The sequence below is a fragment of the Gilliamella sp. X-60 genome (genome assembly GCF_057063585.1).
Genome location: NZ_JBXSQJ010000028.1, coordinates 21,228 through 35,611, shown reverse-complemented (window position 1 = coordinate 35,611; position 14,384 = coordinate 21,228). Strand labels below are relative to the sequence as shown.

17 protein-coding genes are annotated in these 14,384 nt (G+C 34.4%); 16 read left to right on the top strand and 1 reads right to left on the bottom strand.

What is annotated here, in order from left to right; genetic code table 11:
• A partial coding sequence (locus ACYIAM_RS11995) for a transposase (RefSeq protein ID WP_483747552.1) occupies nt 1-117 on the bottom strand: 117 nt, incomplete at its 3' end.
• Nucleotides 118-838: 721 nt separating this feature from the next.
• On the opposite strand from ACYIAM_RS11995, the gene ACYIAM_RS11990 reads away from it, so the two are divergent.
• From ACYIAM_RS11990 to ACYIAM_RS11915, 16 genes are all read left to right on the top strand, one after another.
• Entirely contained in the window at nt 839-1,288 is a 450-nt protein-coding gene (locus ACYIAM_RS11990) for an SMI1/KNR4 family protein (RefSeq protein WP_483748431.1), read from the top strand.
• Between the two features lie 90 nt (nt 1,289-1,378).
• A complete protein-coding gene (locus ACYIAM_RS11985; RefSeq protein WP_483748430.1) occupies nt 1,379-1,684 on the top strand; it encodes a hypothetical protein in 306 nt (101 codons plus the stop codon).
• Nucleotides 1,685-2,143: 459 nt separating this feature from the next.
• Nucleotides 2,144-2,524, top strand: a complete 381-nt coding sequence (locus ACYIAM_RS11980; protein WP_483748429.1) for a hypothetical protein — start codon at nt 2,144-2,146, stop codon at nt 2,522-2,524.
• A 17-nt stretch (nt 2,525-2,541) separates the two neighbouring features.
• Nucleotides 2,542-3,036 (top strand): hypothetical protein, encoded by a 495-nt coding sequence (locus tag ACYIAM_RS11975; protein WP_483748428.1) that lies wholly within the window; start codon nt 2,542-2,544, stop codon nt 3,034-3,036.
• A 184-nt stretch (nt 3,037-3,220) separates the two neighbouring features.
• A complete protein-coding gene (locus tag ACYIAM_RS11970) occupies nt 3,221-3,550 on the top strand; it encodes a hypothetical protein (protein WP_483748427.1) in 330 nt (109 codons plus the stop codon).
• 407 nt (nt 3,551-3,957) lie between these two features.
• On the top strand, nt 3,958-4,287 hold the full coding sequence (locus tag ACYIAM_RS11965; protein WP_483748426.1) for a DUF7716 domain-containing protein: 330 nt from the start codon (nt 3,958-3,960) through the stop codon (nt 4,285-4,287).
• Between the two features lie 73 nt (nt 4,288-4,360).
• The gene (locus ACYIAM_RS11960; RefSeq protein WP_483748425.1) at nt 4,361-4,753 is read left to right on the top strand and encodes a hypothetical protein; all 393 of its coding nucleotides are present in this window, start codon (nt 4,361-4,363) and stop codon (nt 4,751-4,753) included.
• A gap of 42 nt (nt 4,754-4,795) precedes the next feature.
• Nucleotides 4,796-5,065, top strand: coding sequence for a DUF7710 domain-containing protein (locus ACYIAM_RS11955; protein ID WP_174797715.1), 270 nt, complete (start codon nt 4,796-4,798; stop codon nt 5,063-5,065).
• Nucleotides 5,066-5,268: 203 nt separating this feature from the next.
• Nucleotides 5,269-5,568 (top strand): hypothetical protein, encoded by a 300-nt coding sequence (locus tag ACYIAM_RS11950; RefSeq protein ID WP_483748424.1) that lies wholly within the window; start codon nt 5,269-5,271, stop codon nt 5,566-5,568.
• 86 nt (nt 5,569-5,654) lie between these two features.
• Nucleotides 5,655-5,975 (top strand): hypothetical protein, encoded by a 321-nt coding sequence (locus tag ACYIAM_RS11945; RefSeq protein WP_483748423.1) that lies wholly within the window; start codon nt 5,655-5,657, stop codon nt 5,973-5,975.
• Nucleotides 5,976-5,978: 3 nt separating this feature from the next.
• On the top strand, nt 5,979-6,527 hold the full coding sequence (locus ACYIAM_RS11940; protein ID WP_483748422.1) for a hypothetical protein: 549 nt from the start codon (nt 5,979-5,981) through the stop codon (nt 6,525-6,527).
• A gap of 813 nt (nt 6,528-7,340) precedes the next feature.
• Entirely contained in the window at nt 7,341-10,409 is a 3,069-nt protein-coding gene (gene fdnG, locus ACYIAM_RS11935) for a formate dehydrogenase-N subunit alpha (protein WP_483748421.1), read from the top strand.
• Nucleotides 10,410-10,424: 15 nt separating this feature from the next.
• Nucleotides 10,425-11,399, top strand: a complete 975-nt coding sequence (fdxH, locus tag ACYIAM_RS11930; RefSeq protein WP_483748420.1) for a formate dehydrogenase subunit beta — start codon at nt 10,425-10,427, stop codon at nt 11,397-11,399.
• Nucleotides 11,392-12,084 carry a formate dehydrogenase subunit gamma gene (locus ACYIAM_RS11925; protein WP_483748419.1) on the top strand — a complete coding sequence of 231 codons (693 nt, stop codon included), beginning with the start codon at nt 11,392-11,394 and terminating at the stop codon, nt 12,082-12,084. The genes fdxH and ACYIAM_RS11925 overlap by 8 nt, the downstream gene beginning before the upstream one ends.
• Nucleotides 12,085-12,194: 110 nt before the next feature.
• On the top strand, nt 12,195-13,103 hold the full coding sequence (gene fdhE / locus ACYIAM_RS11920; RefSeq protein ID WP_483748418.1) for a formate dehydrogenase accessory protein FdhE: 909 nt from the start codon (nt 12,195-12,197) through the stop codon (nt 13,101-13,103).
• Nucleotides 13,104-13,301: 198 nt separating this feature from the next.
• Complete coding sequence (locus ACYIAM_RS11915) at nt 13,302-14,261, top strand: ABC transporter substrate-binding protein (RefSeq protein WP_483748417.1); 960 nt, start codon at nt 13,302-13,304, stop codon at nt 14,259-14,261.
• Nucleotides 14,262-14,384 lie beyond the last annotated feature (123 nt).

Here is a 14,384-nt window from a genome sequence, read left to right as displayed (position 1 = left end):
CCATTTATAGAAAGTTGAATTACCCATGCCATATTTACGACAGAGCTCCTTGACAGGAATACCGGCTTCAGCTTCTTTTAAAATAGATACAATCTGATGTTCAGTCATTTTTTTCATAATTAAATCCCCTTTACTTTTATCATAGAGAATTTTCTACTTTTTTGCTGTACTATTTTAGGGGATAGTTACATTACAATAATCTGAGAAATTACTGTAATGAGTATAGATTAATAAAAATAATTGTCACCAATTTGGTTAAACGTTTAACCATTTATAACGAGCTAAAAGCCAGATTGAAGATGGTGTGTTAACCCAATGCCTTTAACCACGGAATATATTTATTTGGATAATGATGAGAATATTAAGGGCTAGGCGCCTATTAGTTAAAAAATGTAGTAATCATTTTATAAATCAAAAAGTTATTTAATATACTTTTCTTCAATCGAATGGAAAAGCAGAAAGCGTGATACGCACTTTAATAGTGATGTGTATAATCAGCAAATAGTTGTTATAAAATATAGAAAATGAAAAGGTTAAGTAGTTTATTAACGTTTATAATACGCTTAAACTATATAAAAGGATTTAGAGGAAAACGCTTATGTTTTTTAGAAGATTATTTTAATTATGAAGTGTAAACAATCCAGTGTTTTTCTACATAGCGGCAACTGCGCTTAGTTATTTACTCAATAAGATGGCGATATTGGGCATTTTATTTATGTCGAAAAAATAAATCATAATGATAGTATTTGTAGTTTAGCTCTAGGCGCTCTCGGTTGTTTTAAAATGCAACTGCAAGTTAAAGATATCTACCAGCTAGGGAAATAAAACTAAAATTAAAATGAATAAACCAGACTTTAATCATCAACTCAATGAATTAATTGCTATGTTGAAATCCAAAGGGTTTGTTATAAAAGGCTGTAATGACCAACAATTGGCTCAACTTGAACGCCAATATGGTCAGCTTCCTGAATATTATAAAATTTTTCTGTCAAAACTGGGGGTTAATGCGGGTGATTTTATGCTCGGTACAGCCGTGTTATTTCATGAAATTGAAGATATAAATCAAGGCACTTTAGCCTTAATGGCTGAAAATAATATTTCTATTCCCAATAATCTCTACGCTTTTTTATTACATCAAGGTTATTCAAGTCTATTCTTTATGGATAGGCATGATGATCCTATGGTCTATTGTTATACAGAAGGTGACGTAATAAAAAATTTAAATTACAGGTTTAGCCAATGTATATTGGCTGAAATAGCATTGTATAAAACGCATCAGACTGAGTAAATGATGTTATTTTTATGCCTTAGCACCTATTAAAATGATGACAAACCTGTTAGGCTCTAAAATCATATTGAATAAAAAGATTATGATTATATGAAATATACTAAAGATGAATATATTCGATTAGGGCGAACATTACAAACAACAATTATCGATGATCTGCCCAATAATGCTTTGCAATTTACCACTATTGCAATAAATTTTAAAAATCAAAAGTATAGGGTTCTTTACGAAGTTATAAAATTAGTCGATGGTGTGGATTTTTTCGACGAACATGAAACGATTATTGATGAAATTCATGAATTTAATTTGTATCAACAAATGATAGACTATTTAGGCTCTATTGGTATTGATATAGATCAATTGAGGCCAGCAAAAGGATCAAAAATAATATTTTGATTTAGGAAAAGTGATAAAGATATTAAATTCATTTTTTATATAACATTATTTATTTTACGCAATTAGTAAATCAATATCATGCTATTACAAAGCAAAATAAATATAGAATAATACAACTGAATTTTAGTGATCTCATGGGTCTGAATGTTCTATCATTATCGCCTAATTATGCGATCACCTACTAGTTAAAATCAAACAAAATGGCATTAGTTTTGGTCATGAAGATAAGATTATTTATTGCCTAGTTATCTTACCATCACTGCTAATATGCAATAAGCTAAAATTTATTCTATTTAAAATAATACTATATAAATTATTATTTTGGCAGAATATATTTGCTTTGCAAACTAACGTGATAATATGGATATTTTTAGTATCAAATCCATATGAAGATGAGAAATAAATACGTAACTATTTTTACTATTCAACCAGTTCCTATACTAGAATCATGGAAAAACAATGAAATATTATGCAAAGCTAATTGCTATAGATCCATATATTGAGGAGCAGGCTACTTTTGATTTTGGTCAATATCAACTTTGCTGTTTTATCAATTCTTCCGCTTGTGTACTCAATCAGGGCAATATTTATCTATTAGAACTTAATTTGTATTTTATTGACGAGATAAAGCCTGAACTATCTAGAGATAAGCATTTTTCTATTATGCAACAAGCTGATACTTTTGTTCATCATATTAATGGTTATCTATTTGAAAATAGAGTAGTACTATCGAATCTTGTGTTTCAAGATGATTTATTTTATGATTTTGCTTACTTAAGTGATGATTTTATTAAGTTTAGTGTAGATAGGCTTTCTATTGATATTTTAAATAACAAATAAGCTTTTTAGGATTAAGTATGATACAAATGATATCCAATGTTGTAGTAAAACCTTTACCTCTCAAGAAACCTGGCGAAATCTATTCACTTGTTGAAGTTGATGGTGTTTGCTGTAATGAAAAACTGAAAGGGGGCTATTTAGAAGCGGCTTTTAGTTATAATGATGATTATATCTTACTTTTTGTGTCGCAAAATGGTGACGCTTGGGAAGAGATTTTATCTATTTATTTACTTGATTTAAAAAGGAATAAAATTGTCGATCGAGCTAGAATTGGCGGTGGCTACTCTTCTTGGTTTGCTGGGTATGGTATTGATGATATTAAAATTTTATCCGATAATACGATAAGTTTTGAATTTATGTCGCTTAAGGATTCTGATGGTTGGTTGCTCGAACTTTTTAACAAACCTATAAAAACCTTTCCGTTTGCACTTAGATATCTACCTTACATTTCCCGTCCAATTTCTTCCCAACGCTATTTTTTGATCAAAAAGAATAAAATACCACTTAAATAGATAAAATACTAAAATCTTTGTATTGAAATACTAGATAGTTGTTAAGATGAAAAATTGTTTATAATGAATTATCTATATATTTTTTGCATATTGGTAATCAATATAGCGATGATCGTTGTTGTGAGTTAGGATTTATCTTTAAATAACAATTCTATTTACCTTACAATATTATTAAAGAGGCGAAATGGTAGCTAAAATCATTCTGCAAGATACGTTCAATGAGCAAGATTTTCTACGGTTTGCCGAAAATTGGCAGCAAAATGCATCGATCATCATTGAATCAATATTACAACATAACGACGCAAAAAATCGTATTTTTAACTTTGCCTTAAATCATATTCCAGATTCATTTGCCGAAGCAGTGATTGATATTTTTTTGGAAGATAGTGATTTTATTATTAGTGATGAGGATCTGCTAAAATGTGTAAGGCAAGGCTCCATCGGTTTAAAACAGAGCATATGTTATCGAAAAAAGACCCCGCAATATATTCTTAATTTATGTAACCAAGAGTAACTAACATTTTATCAATACTTAAGGAATACCAAAGATGTTAGATTTTTCTTACTTATCGGATCAAAATGGCAGTAAGCCATCTGTTGTTTTAAGTGATAAAAAGCTCAATTACTTGAGCAAGCTTTTATCAATTTAAAGCAGAAAACAGGCATCATAATTGATGCTTATGGTCGATGTAGAATCTATCCTAATCATCAAAAAATATTAATTAACTTGTTACAAAAACATCACGACAACGAAATCCAAAGCTAATCATGTGACTTAAGCAAGCCGTGCATGAAGAAGAAGTCATTATTGCTGATGGTGATTAAATGAATACATTACTTATTGAGATATAATAACAATCATTTAATATGCCATTACACTGATATCTGCATACTGAAAACATCTTAATTTTGGGAGGGGAAATGATGAATTTTATTACTATACGAGATATGCTTTCTAACATAGAAAACATGCCATACAGTTTTTTTTATCTTCCCGCTGATCACTCATCTTGGACACTTGATACCCAAGGAGTTTTTAGTCTTGAGGATGAAGATATTTTAGATGATGGTGATTCAAACCTGCCTAAACAAGTTATAGAAGAAGGTTGGATACCAACGCTAGAAAAAGCCGAGATTGAAGATATTATTAGTGTGGCTAACAATGAATTAGATAATCCAACATTAGAGGATTTATTTAGCTCTTTTGTCTTTTATTTTGAAAACGATGCTTTCTTACAATACGCTAATTAAGTTAGTTAAAAAATTATGTACTTTTTTTGGTCACCGATAGCGTAAGTACGTTAATCTTTTATAGTATTCAAGTATGATGATTTTTGACAATAAAAAAACAGTTGATTTGCTATCACACTTATCGAATAGACTTAATCAAATAGGGATTTTTTTACAATCGAATATTGCTAGGCAGTTTAAATTAACGGATATGGCTAGTTATGTGCATGTTAATATCTTAAAACAGCGAATTTATCTGCGTTTCAAATTATCAATTAACAGTATGGAACTATTTGATAATGATATTGTTAATATTCGCCTAACAAATGATAAGATACATGTAACTTGCTTTGTTTACTCAAATTATGGCATGGATAAAGTGATGGAATATCAAGATAATATTGATAATTTTGAGTTGACTATTGTCGACAACATTTCTCTTAAATTGTTGTCATGTATTAAATCACATATTAATTTTATTACATAATATCATGTTGCAATGAGAATGGATCAGATAGGATAGCAAAAAATGAACGAAATATGGGTATTTAATGGTGCAGGTGCAAGTTTTCCTGCTGGTGTATTCACCTCGTTAACTGAAGCTAAAACTTGGATTGAAAAACATCAATTAACTGGTGTGTTAACCCGTTATCCAGTGAATACTGGGGTGTATGATTGGGCGATTGCTAATGATTTGTTTACTGCCAAACAAACGTGGCATACCAAGCCTGCTTTTATTGAATCTTTTACTTGTGCCTCAATGGAACACTACCATTTTGAAGCAGGACAGCAGCAATAGCGTTAAAACAAAAACAGTATCAATTACAAAATGGTGTCTCAGGGATGTGTAAAAAATTAGCTAAAAAATTGAATAAACCTTTTCATCTAACAGCCGATTAGCTGTTTGATAATTATGGTAAAACCCAAAATATTACCCAAACTATTTTGTAAATATATAAGATAATATCTTATTATTCACTGTCTAATAAGGTATTTAAATTTATGGCGCTAGATTTTATTATCGACTTTGACAATCAGCAATCGGCAAGATTTACCATGAGCGAAGATCTCCATGGAAAAATATTTAGTACATCAACCTGCTGGAAGAGCCTTAAACAATTAAAAAAAATTCGTGACTATTACACCGTTAATGTTGTGTTTAATGCTAGCAATGTGGCAATATTGATAACTGATTTAACGCAAATTATGCCACAAATTGAAAATTTTACTCCTGAACTGCAACGGATGATCATCACGCTCAAACAAAAAAATATTAAACAATTACGTGTTACTGGTGATTAACGATTTAGTTATTGAATAATCGATATCAAATACTTAGCCATACGTTTTAGTAATAAAATTTATTATGATGGGGATAACACCACTCAATGTCAGCCGAGTTTAGATTAGTGTTTATAAATCACACATGGTATCAGCAAAACACCTGTGAGATTGCCAATAAAATTTTATCATTACCCACTTATATTGCTAAAAATAGCGCATACTGTTTATCAGGCTCACCATATTGGGATAATGATAAGAGTAGATTGTTCGATGTCAGACTATTTTTGGAAGATACTCAAATTTTTATTGAAATAAGTGCTCATCCGCCTAGGATCGAAAAAGATTTAGCGCAGTTATTTACATGGATAAGAAGTCAGACTGAGATTAAAATATTAGATGACGATGGACAAATGTCAGGATGGTAAGTCATGATCGCATTGAATGCTAACATTATTAGCTATAAATCAATAGGAAATATTCAAATAGGTAATAACATTCTCACCTATATGGATGAAATATATCAACATTTTGACATTAAGTGTCAAGAATGTGAATTGTATTCTCCACCTAGTGAGCAAAATAGATGGTGCTTCTATTCGGTAAACGATGGCACATTGACAATCACTACCACATTTGACGGCAACATTATTGGAATAGGATGCAACCAAAATTATCAAGGCAAATATTTGAATAAATATCAAAATGAGTTATATGCTGGCATTACCATGGAAGAACTATGCTATCTTACTAAGTTTCGACACCTCTTACTTGGTATGTTGATTGTTGATGATGATTATGGTCTATCTTTTACACTACCTTCACCTTATGATGAAATCGCTGACAATTTAGAAGATATCCCCTATGATTTAAAACTTAATGAAATTTACGTCACGGATTATTCTCAATGGCAGCTCAAGCCACAGAAAAAGAAAACCCCGAAAAAACGCCGTATACCCAAACCTTATTCTTATTTTTAGTGTTAGTTTAAAAATGAGTTAATCAAACTAATATAATGATTCAATTGATAACATGCTAAAAAAGCCCTATTGAAGCTGTTCGTCGCCGTAACCCATAAAAAGGAATATTAAACCATCAATGATGGCATTAAACGTCTAGTTAAAGTTGAAAAATCCATTGCGTATAAAACATTCAGCATGATTTTATCCGCCAGTTTTGTACTCTTTATGGGGCACTTACACAACTGTTCACTGGTTAAATTATATTTTTTGTAAAAAATATTCAGGATTCTATACCGTTTCATGATTAATTAAGAAGTCACAGTCTCTATTTGGTAAAACGTATGATCATCATTGTATCAATAAACAATACCAGAAATTCGCCTGACCGCAAATGACTGGGAAATCTGAAAGCGATTGGGACTTTAATAAAGACGTAGTATTTACTTATTAAATTATATTTTTGTAAAAAATATTCAGGATTCTATACCGTTTCATGATTAATTGAGAAGTCACAGTTTCTATTTGGTAAAACATATGATAATCAGCCTATCTTAGTTAATGTTTTAAATTGGCGATAATAAAATTGCGTTTTTATACTAAAATGCCGTGTTACCTGAAATTTTTTATATCAATATCATTTTTGAGTATATTCAACATAAATCAGGCTGTCATAAATTTATTTTTTTGATATATGTCAAACTTTATGAATTCATATCTGTTTTTCCCTTTATTTCCATGTCATTAAAGATTATCATTACAAATTATAGGGATGTTAATAGATTCCAATATAACAAATCAAATAATGTAATGTCAGCTTTTTAAGGAGTCCATATGCTATTTAACCGTAGACAGTTCTTTAAGATCTGCGCTGGTGGTATGGCAGGAACAACGGTTGCCACACTAGGACTAGCTCCTAATATGGCGCTCGCACAAACTCGCCAATTTAAATTACTCAAATCAAAAGAAACCCGTAATAACTGTACTTACTGTTCAGTTGGCTGTGGAATGCTACTTTATAGCCGTGGAGATGGTGCAAAAAATGCTGAATCATCCATATTCCATGTTGAAGGTGATCCAGATCATCCTGTTAGTCGTGGTTCGCTTTGCCCTAAAGGCGCTGGTGTACTTGACTATATCAAAAGTGAACAACGTGTCAAATACCCTGAATACCGCGCTCCAGGCTCTGATAAATGGCAAAAAATTAGTTGGGATGAAGCCGTTGACCGCATTGCTCGCTTAATGAAAGCTGACCGAGATAAAAACTTTATTGAAAAAAACGAACAAGGAACGACAGTTAATCGCTGGACAACAACAGGCTGGCTTGTTACCTCTGCTGCGAGTAATGAAACAGGTTGGCTGGCATTTAAAGTTGCACGTGCATTAGGCATGCTAAGCCTTGAAACCCAAGCAAGGGTTTGTCATGGTCCTTCTGTATCAAGTTTAGCCGCCACTTTTGGTCGCGGTGCTATGACTAACAATTGGAATGATATTAAAAATGCCAATGTTGTTATTGTAATGGGGGGGAATGCGGCCGAAGCTCATCCTGTGGGTTTTAAATGGGCCATAGAAGCAAAAATTAATAATGGTGCAGAACTGATTGCCATTGACCCACGTTTTCATCGAACCGCTTCGGTTGCCGATCACTATGTACCGATTCGCTCAGGATCTGATATTGCATTTTTGCTCGGTATTATTAATTATCTTATTACCAATAACGAAGTTAACTTTGACTATTTAGTGACCCATAGTAATGCAAGTTTAATTGTTCGTGATGATTTTAATTTTGATGCCAATAGTGGGTTATTTAGCGGTTATGATTCAGCTAATCGCCAATATGATCCAACCAGTTGGGCATATCAAAAAGATGAAAATGGTTATGCACTTCGAGATAAAACACTCAGCCATCCTCGCTGCGTGTGGAATCTACTTAAAAACCATGTCAGTCGTTATACCCCCGAAATGGTAAATAAAGTGACAGGAAGCCCAATTGAGGGTTTTTTACATGTTTGTCGCTCACTTGCAAGTACCAAAACCCATGATAGAGCAGCCACCTTTTTATATGCATTAGGATGGACTCAGCATACTTATGGTTCACAAATTATCCGTACGGCTGCAATGATTCAGCTTATCTTAGGTAATATTGGCGTAATGGGTGGTGGAATTAATGCATTACGAGGGCATTCCAATATTCAAGGTTTAACTGATGTTGGTTTATTATCAAATCGCCTGCCCGCTTATCTTGATTTACCTAAAGATTCTCAAGTATCACTCGAACAGTATTTAGAGGAAAAAACACCCAAACCTCTAGGACCAGACGAAGTTAATTTTTGGGCTAATTACCCAAAATTCTTTGTCAGTTTTATGAAATCAATGTATGGTGATAAATCAACTCAAGATAACAATTGGGGATTTGACTGGTTACCAAAATGGGATAAAACCTATGATGTGTTAAGATTCAGTAAAATGATGCGTGATGGTCAAGCCAATGGTCTTATTTGCCAAGGTTTCAATCCCCTTGCAGCGCTACCAGATAAAAATAGTATCCGTAACGGATTATCGAACTTGAAGTTTTTAGTGAGCATTGACCCTATGCCAACTGAAACGGCAGAGTTTTGGAAAAATCATGGTGAATCGAATGATGTCGATCCAAGCCAAATCCAGACAGAAGTTTTTAGGCTTCCTGTAAACTGTTTTGCTGAAGAAAACGGCACTATCGTTAACTCTTCGCGTTTACTGCAGTGGCACTGGGCTGCAGCAAGACCGCCTTATGAGTCATTATATGATCCAGAAATCATCGCTCGTATCTTTCTTAGAATGAAAGAGTTATATGCCGAAGAAGGGGGGGCATATCATGAGCCAATCAATAACTTAGTTTGGAATTATCAAAATCCAGAAGGCCCTGCTGCAGAAGAGCTAGCGCAAGATTATAATGGGCGAGCCCTTGCTGATCTCACCGATGCCAATGGCAATGTTATTCTTAAAAAAGGTCAGCTATTAAGTGGTTTTTCTCAATTAAAAGCAGATGGAACAACTTCATCAGGAATATGGATATTTTGCGGTTCATGGACAGAGCAAGGTAACCAAATGGCAAGGCGCGATCCTAGCGACCCGTCAGGTAAAGGTATTCATGCCGGATGGGCTTGGGCATGGCCGATGAATCGGCGTGTACTTTATAATCGTGCTTCAGCGGATGAAAACGGCAAGCCATGGGATCCCAAACGCGTACTGGTAAAATGGAATGGTTCAAGCTGGGACGGTAATGATGTTCCTGATTTTACCGCAACGTTATCACCAAGTGCAGGAGCGGGAGCCTTTATTATGAATAACGATGGTTTAGGCGGATTGTTTTGTTTAAATCGATTAGTCGATGGTCCGTTCCCTGAGCATTATGAACCGTTTGAAACACCAATTACCAATAATCCATTACATCCAAATCAAGTGAGCAGCCCTGTGGCGCGCGCATTTAAAGAGGATTTGGCTCGTTTAGGAAATGCCAGTGAATTTCCTTATGTTGGTACCACTTACAGTATCACTGAACATTTCCATTTTTGGACTCAACATGCCAGACTGGCTTCTATTACTCAGCCAGAACAGTTTATTGAGCTTAGCGAAAACTTAGCCAATAAAAAAGGCATAAAACTAGGCGATACCGTAAAAGTGACTTCATATCGCGGTTATATCAAAGCTAAAGCTGTTGTGACAAAGCGCCTTCCGACATTAACTGTTGATGGTAAAGAAATCGAGACTATTGGAATTCCTATTGTTTGGGGATTCACAGGTCAGACGAAGAAAGGATTTTTGGTGAATGAATTAACGCCACATTTAGGTGATGCCAATTCACAAACGCCAGAATATAAATCATTCTTAGTCAATATTGAAAAAGTGACCAGTGCGGCATAGGGAGGAAGATAAATTATGTCATTACAAACACAAGATATTATTCGCCGCTCGGGAACCAATTCGTTAACGCCAGCGCCACGAGCACGCGATTACCAACAAGAAGTGGCTAAATTAATTGATGTAACCACATGTATTGGCTGTAAGGCTTGTCAAGTTGCGTGTAGCGAATGGAATGATCTTCGTGCCGAAGTGGGTAATACTGTCGGCGTTTATGATAATCCGGCTGATTTAGAGCCGAAAGCATGGACAGTGATGAGGTATTCAGAAGTTGAGGTTAACGGCAAATTTGAATGGCTGATTCGTAAAGATGGCTGTATGCACTGTTCTGATCCTGGTTGTTTGAAAGCCTGTCCATCAGAAGGCGCTATTATTCAATACGCCAATGGTATTGTTGATTTTCAATCGGAACACTGTATTGGTTGTGGTTATTGTGTCGCAGGTTGCCCGTTCAATATTCCTCGAATTAGTAAAGAAGATAATCATTCTTACAAATGTACTTTATGTGTGGATCGCGTTGCGGTTGGGCAAGAGCCTGCTTGCGTTAAAACCTGCCCAACTGGTGCTATTCACTTTGGTACTAAACAAGATATGATTCGTCATGCTGAAAATCGAATTGTAGACTTGAAAAAACGCGGTTTTGAACATGCTGGTCTTTATGATCCACAAGGTGTTGGCGGTACTCACGTTATGTATGTTTTACACCATGCTGATCAACCAGAGCTGTATCACGGCCTACCAAAAGACCCTCACATTAGTGAAATCGTCAAATTTTGGAAAGGTATTTGGAAACCGTTATCCGCAGCTGCATTTGTTGCAACATTTGGAGGATTGCTTTTTCATTACATGGGGGTTGGTGCAATTGAAGTGGATGAAGATGACATAGAACAAGAAAAACAAGCTGATAGGCAAGCGCGAAAACGTTTAGGATTACCCGTTTTTGGTCGCAAAAATAGTGCTAATTCATCACAACAGGAGAATCATCATGAATAAAAAAGGCATGATTTTAAGAACACCACTTATTGTTCGTTTTTGTCACTGGTGTATGGTGTGTCTGTTTATTCTTACTGCACTATCGGGCTTATCCCTGTTTTTTCCATCAATTAAACTGTTTGGTTTATTCCTTGGTACACCACAATTAGTGAGGGCATTACACCCAATTATTGGTTGTATTGTTTTTGTCTTACTGATGTTTATGTTTTTAAAGCTTGCTCGTCATAATATACCTAACAAACAAGATATTGTATGGTTAAAAAACTTTAAAAGCGTCATTATGGGCAAAGAAGAAGGTATTCCAATTGGCAAATATAATGTCGGTCAGAAGTTTTTATTCTGGTGCATTATGAGCTTAATTTTTGTATTATGTATTACTGGGCTAATCATGTGGCGCCGATATATTTCTGATTATTTTCCAGTACAGGTTGTACGTATTGCGATATTCTTCCACTCGTTTGCCGCTATTGCTTTAATTTTACTTGCTATTGGCCATGCTTATATGGCAATTTGGGTTAAAGGCTCTATTAAAGGGATGATAACAGGTTACGTATCACGTGCTTGGGCACGAAAAAATCATTCTACTTGGTATGAGGAAGAAATGGAAAAAGTTTATCAAAATGAACTAAATGCAAAGGCCAAATCTGAAGCTGAATCTACAGACGTTGAGCACAAGCCAGCATAGTCGTTCACCTCTATCTGTAATTGTATTTTCCGCTGATAGTCACTATCAGCGGAGTTATCTTAAAAGTAAAAATCAGTGATAAGTGAAATCACAATCAATGAGCATTTATAATGAGTATCAAAATCATCCCTCAAGATCAACTTGAACTACAAGCGACAAACTCAGTTATTAAACAAATTCCATTACTCTTTTATCCATCGCCTAAAACGCTGTATATTCGTCGAGCAGAGCGTTTAACGAGCCTTGCAAACAATAGTCCTATTAGTGATTATTTGAAATTTTGTGCAATAATCGCTGAAAAACAAGCGAATTTAATTAAAAATAAGCCTATAGATATTGATGTATCGTGTTTATTAAACAGCGATCACCCGCCACTTAGTTTAGCTAATTTACCACTTCAAAACACTTGGCAAGATTACTTAACTGCATTATTGAACTCATTTTCTGATACAACGCAGCAAATCACTTTAGTCATAGATCAGCTAAAAAAAAATAGTTCTCTAGAATTACAAGATAAAGCATTGCATTTACTTAAAGGAGAATTTGATCGAGTCGATAGCAATGAAACAATATTTATTTGGTCATCATTATCGGTTTATTATTGCCAACTTGCCAGCCAGATTAAAGGTAAAGCTATCGCAGAAAATACCGATAAACTTTGGTTGTGTCCTGTTTGTAATAGCATGCCAACAGCTAGCGTGATTCAATTAGGTAGCCACAATGGTTTGCGCTATTTGCACTGTAGTTTATGTGAAAGTGAATGGTATGTACCTAGAGTTAAATGTACTTGTTGCGATAACATGAAAGACATACAATATCTCTCACTAGAAAAGGAACTCGCAGCAACAAAAACTGAGTGTTGTGACGTTTGCCATAGTTATCTAAAAATACTTGATCAAGACAAAGACCCTCATATTGAAGTCATCGCTGATGATATTGCCTCATTGATATTAGATATCAAAACAGAAGAAGAAGGTTTTGCAAAAAGTGGTATAAACCCTTTTATATTTGCTAAATAAAAAACTTATATACTGATACCTATAAAAAATAAGTTTTATGGGGATCAGTATATAAAATTTATTCAAAATAATTAATTATTTAAATTATATTGCGATGATGGTATTAGTTTATATAATAATTAATTAACAAATACAACTTAACTTTTTTGATTAATAAAGCTAGAATAGAACCATTGTACTAGTTTACGAGTTCGACTTATGAAACGCTTTATTTTATTAATCATATTTTTGTTTACACCTTTTTTGAGTTTCGCAAATACAATAAAAAATGTCGCTATTACGGCGATTGTTGAACATCCTTCATTAGATCAAATTCGTGATGGTGTTAAAGATGAATTGGCAGAAAACGGCTATAAGTTAAACGACAATTTAACGGTGCAATATAAAAGTGCACAAGGAAGCAGTGCTACAGCAGCCCAAATAGCTAGACAATTTGTCGCCACTAAACCAGACGTCATTGTGGCAATTGCAACACCAAGCGCTCAAGCAACTGCCGCTGCAACCAAACAAATCCCAGTCGTATTTGCCGGCATTACCGACCCTATCGCGGCTAAATTAGTTAAAAACTGGCAACCAACAGGCACAAACATCACCGGTGTTTCCGATTATCAAGAGATGGGTCCACAAATCGACTTTATGAAGAAAATCGTCCCTAATGTCAAATCGGTAGGCTATATTTATAGCCCAAGCGAAATTAATTCAACTGTCGTGTTAAAAAATCTACAAAAGCTTTTATCTCAACAAAATATTGCTTTGTTTGCAGTGCCTGCCCAACGAACTGCGGATATTTCAACAGCTGTTAATACATTAAAAGGTAAAGTTGATTTAATCTATACAACAACCGATAACAATGTTGTTTCAGCTTATGAGTCTTTAGTCAAATTTGCGAATGAAAATAAAATCCCACTTTTAGCTTCGTTCCCTGATGCAATCGAACGCGGAGCTGTTGCAGCATATGGTATGAGTTACTATGATGTAGGACGTCAATCAGGTAAACTAGTTGTTCGAATATTAAAAGGTGAAAAGCCAGGAAGTATTACCCCAGAAATAGGGCAAGCCCTACGCCTTGTCATCAATATTGAAGCTGCTAAAAAACAAGGAATAACCTTGCCTTCTGACGTTATTCAATCCGCTTACAAAGTCATAGGCAACAATTAAGCCCAACCCCACTAGAATAAATCAAGAACTTTGCTCATTTAGTGAAGTGGGCAAAGGGAAAATGGTACAAATACCCTCCCCTTTTAACCAATTAATATAACCTATAATTCTTGCCATCCAAGA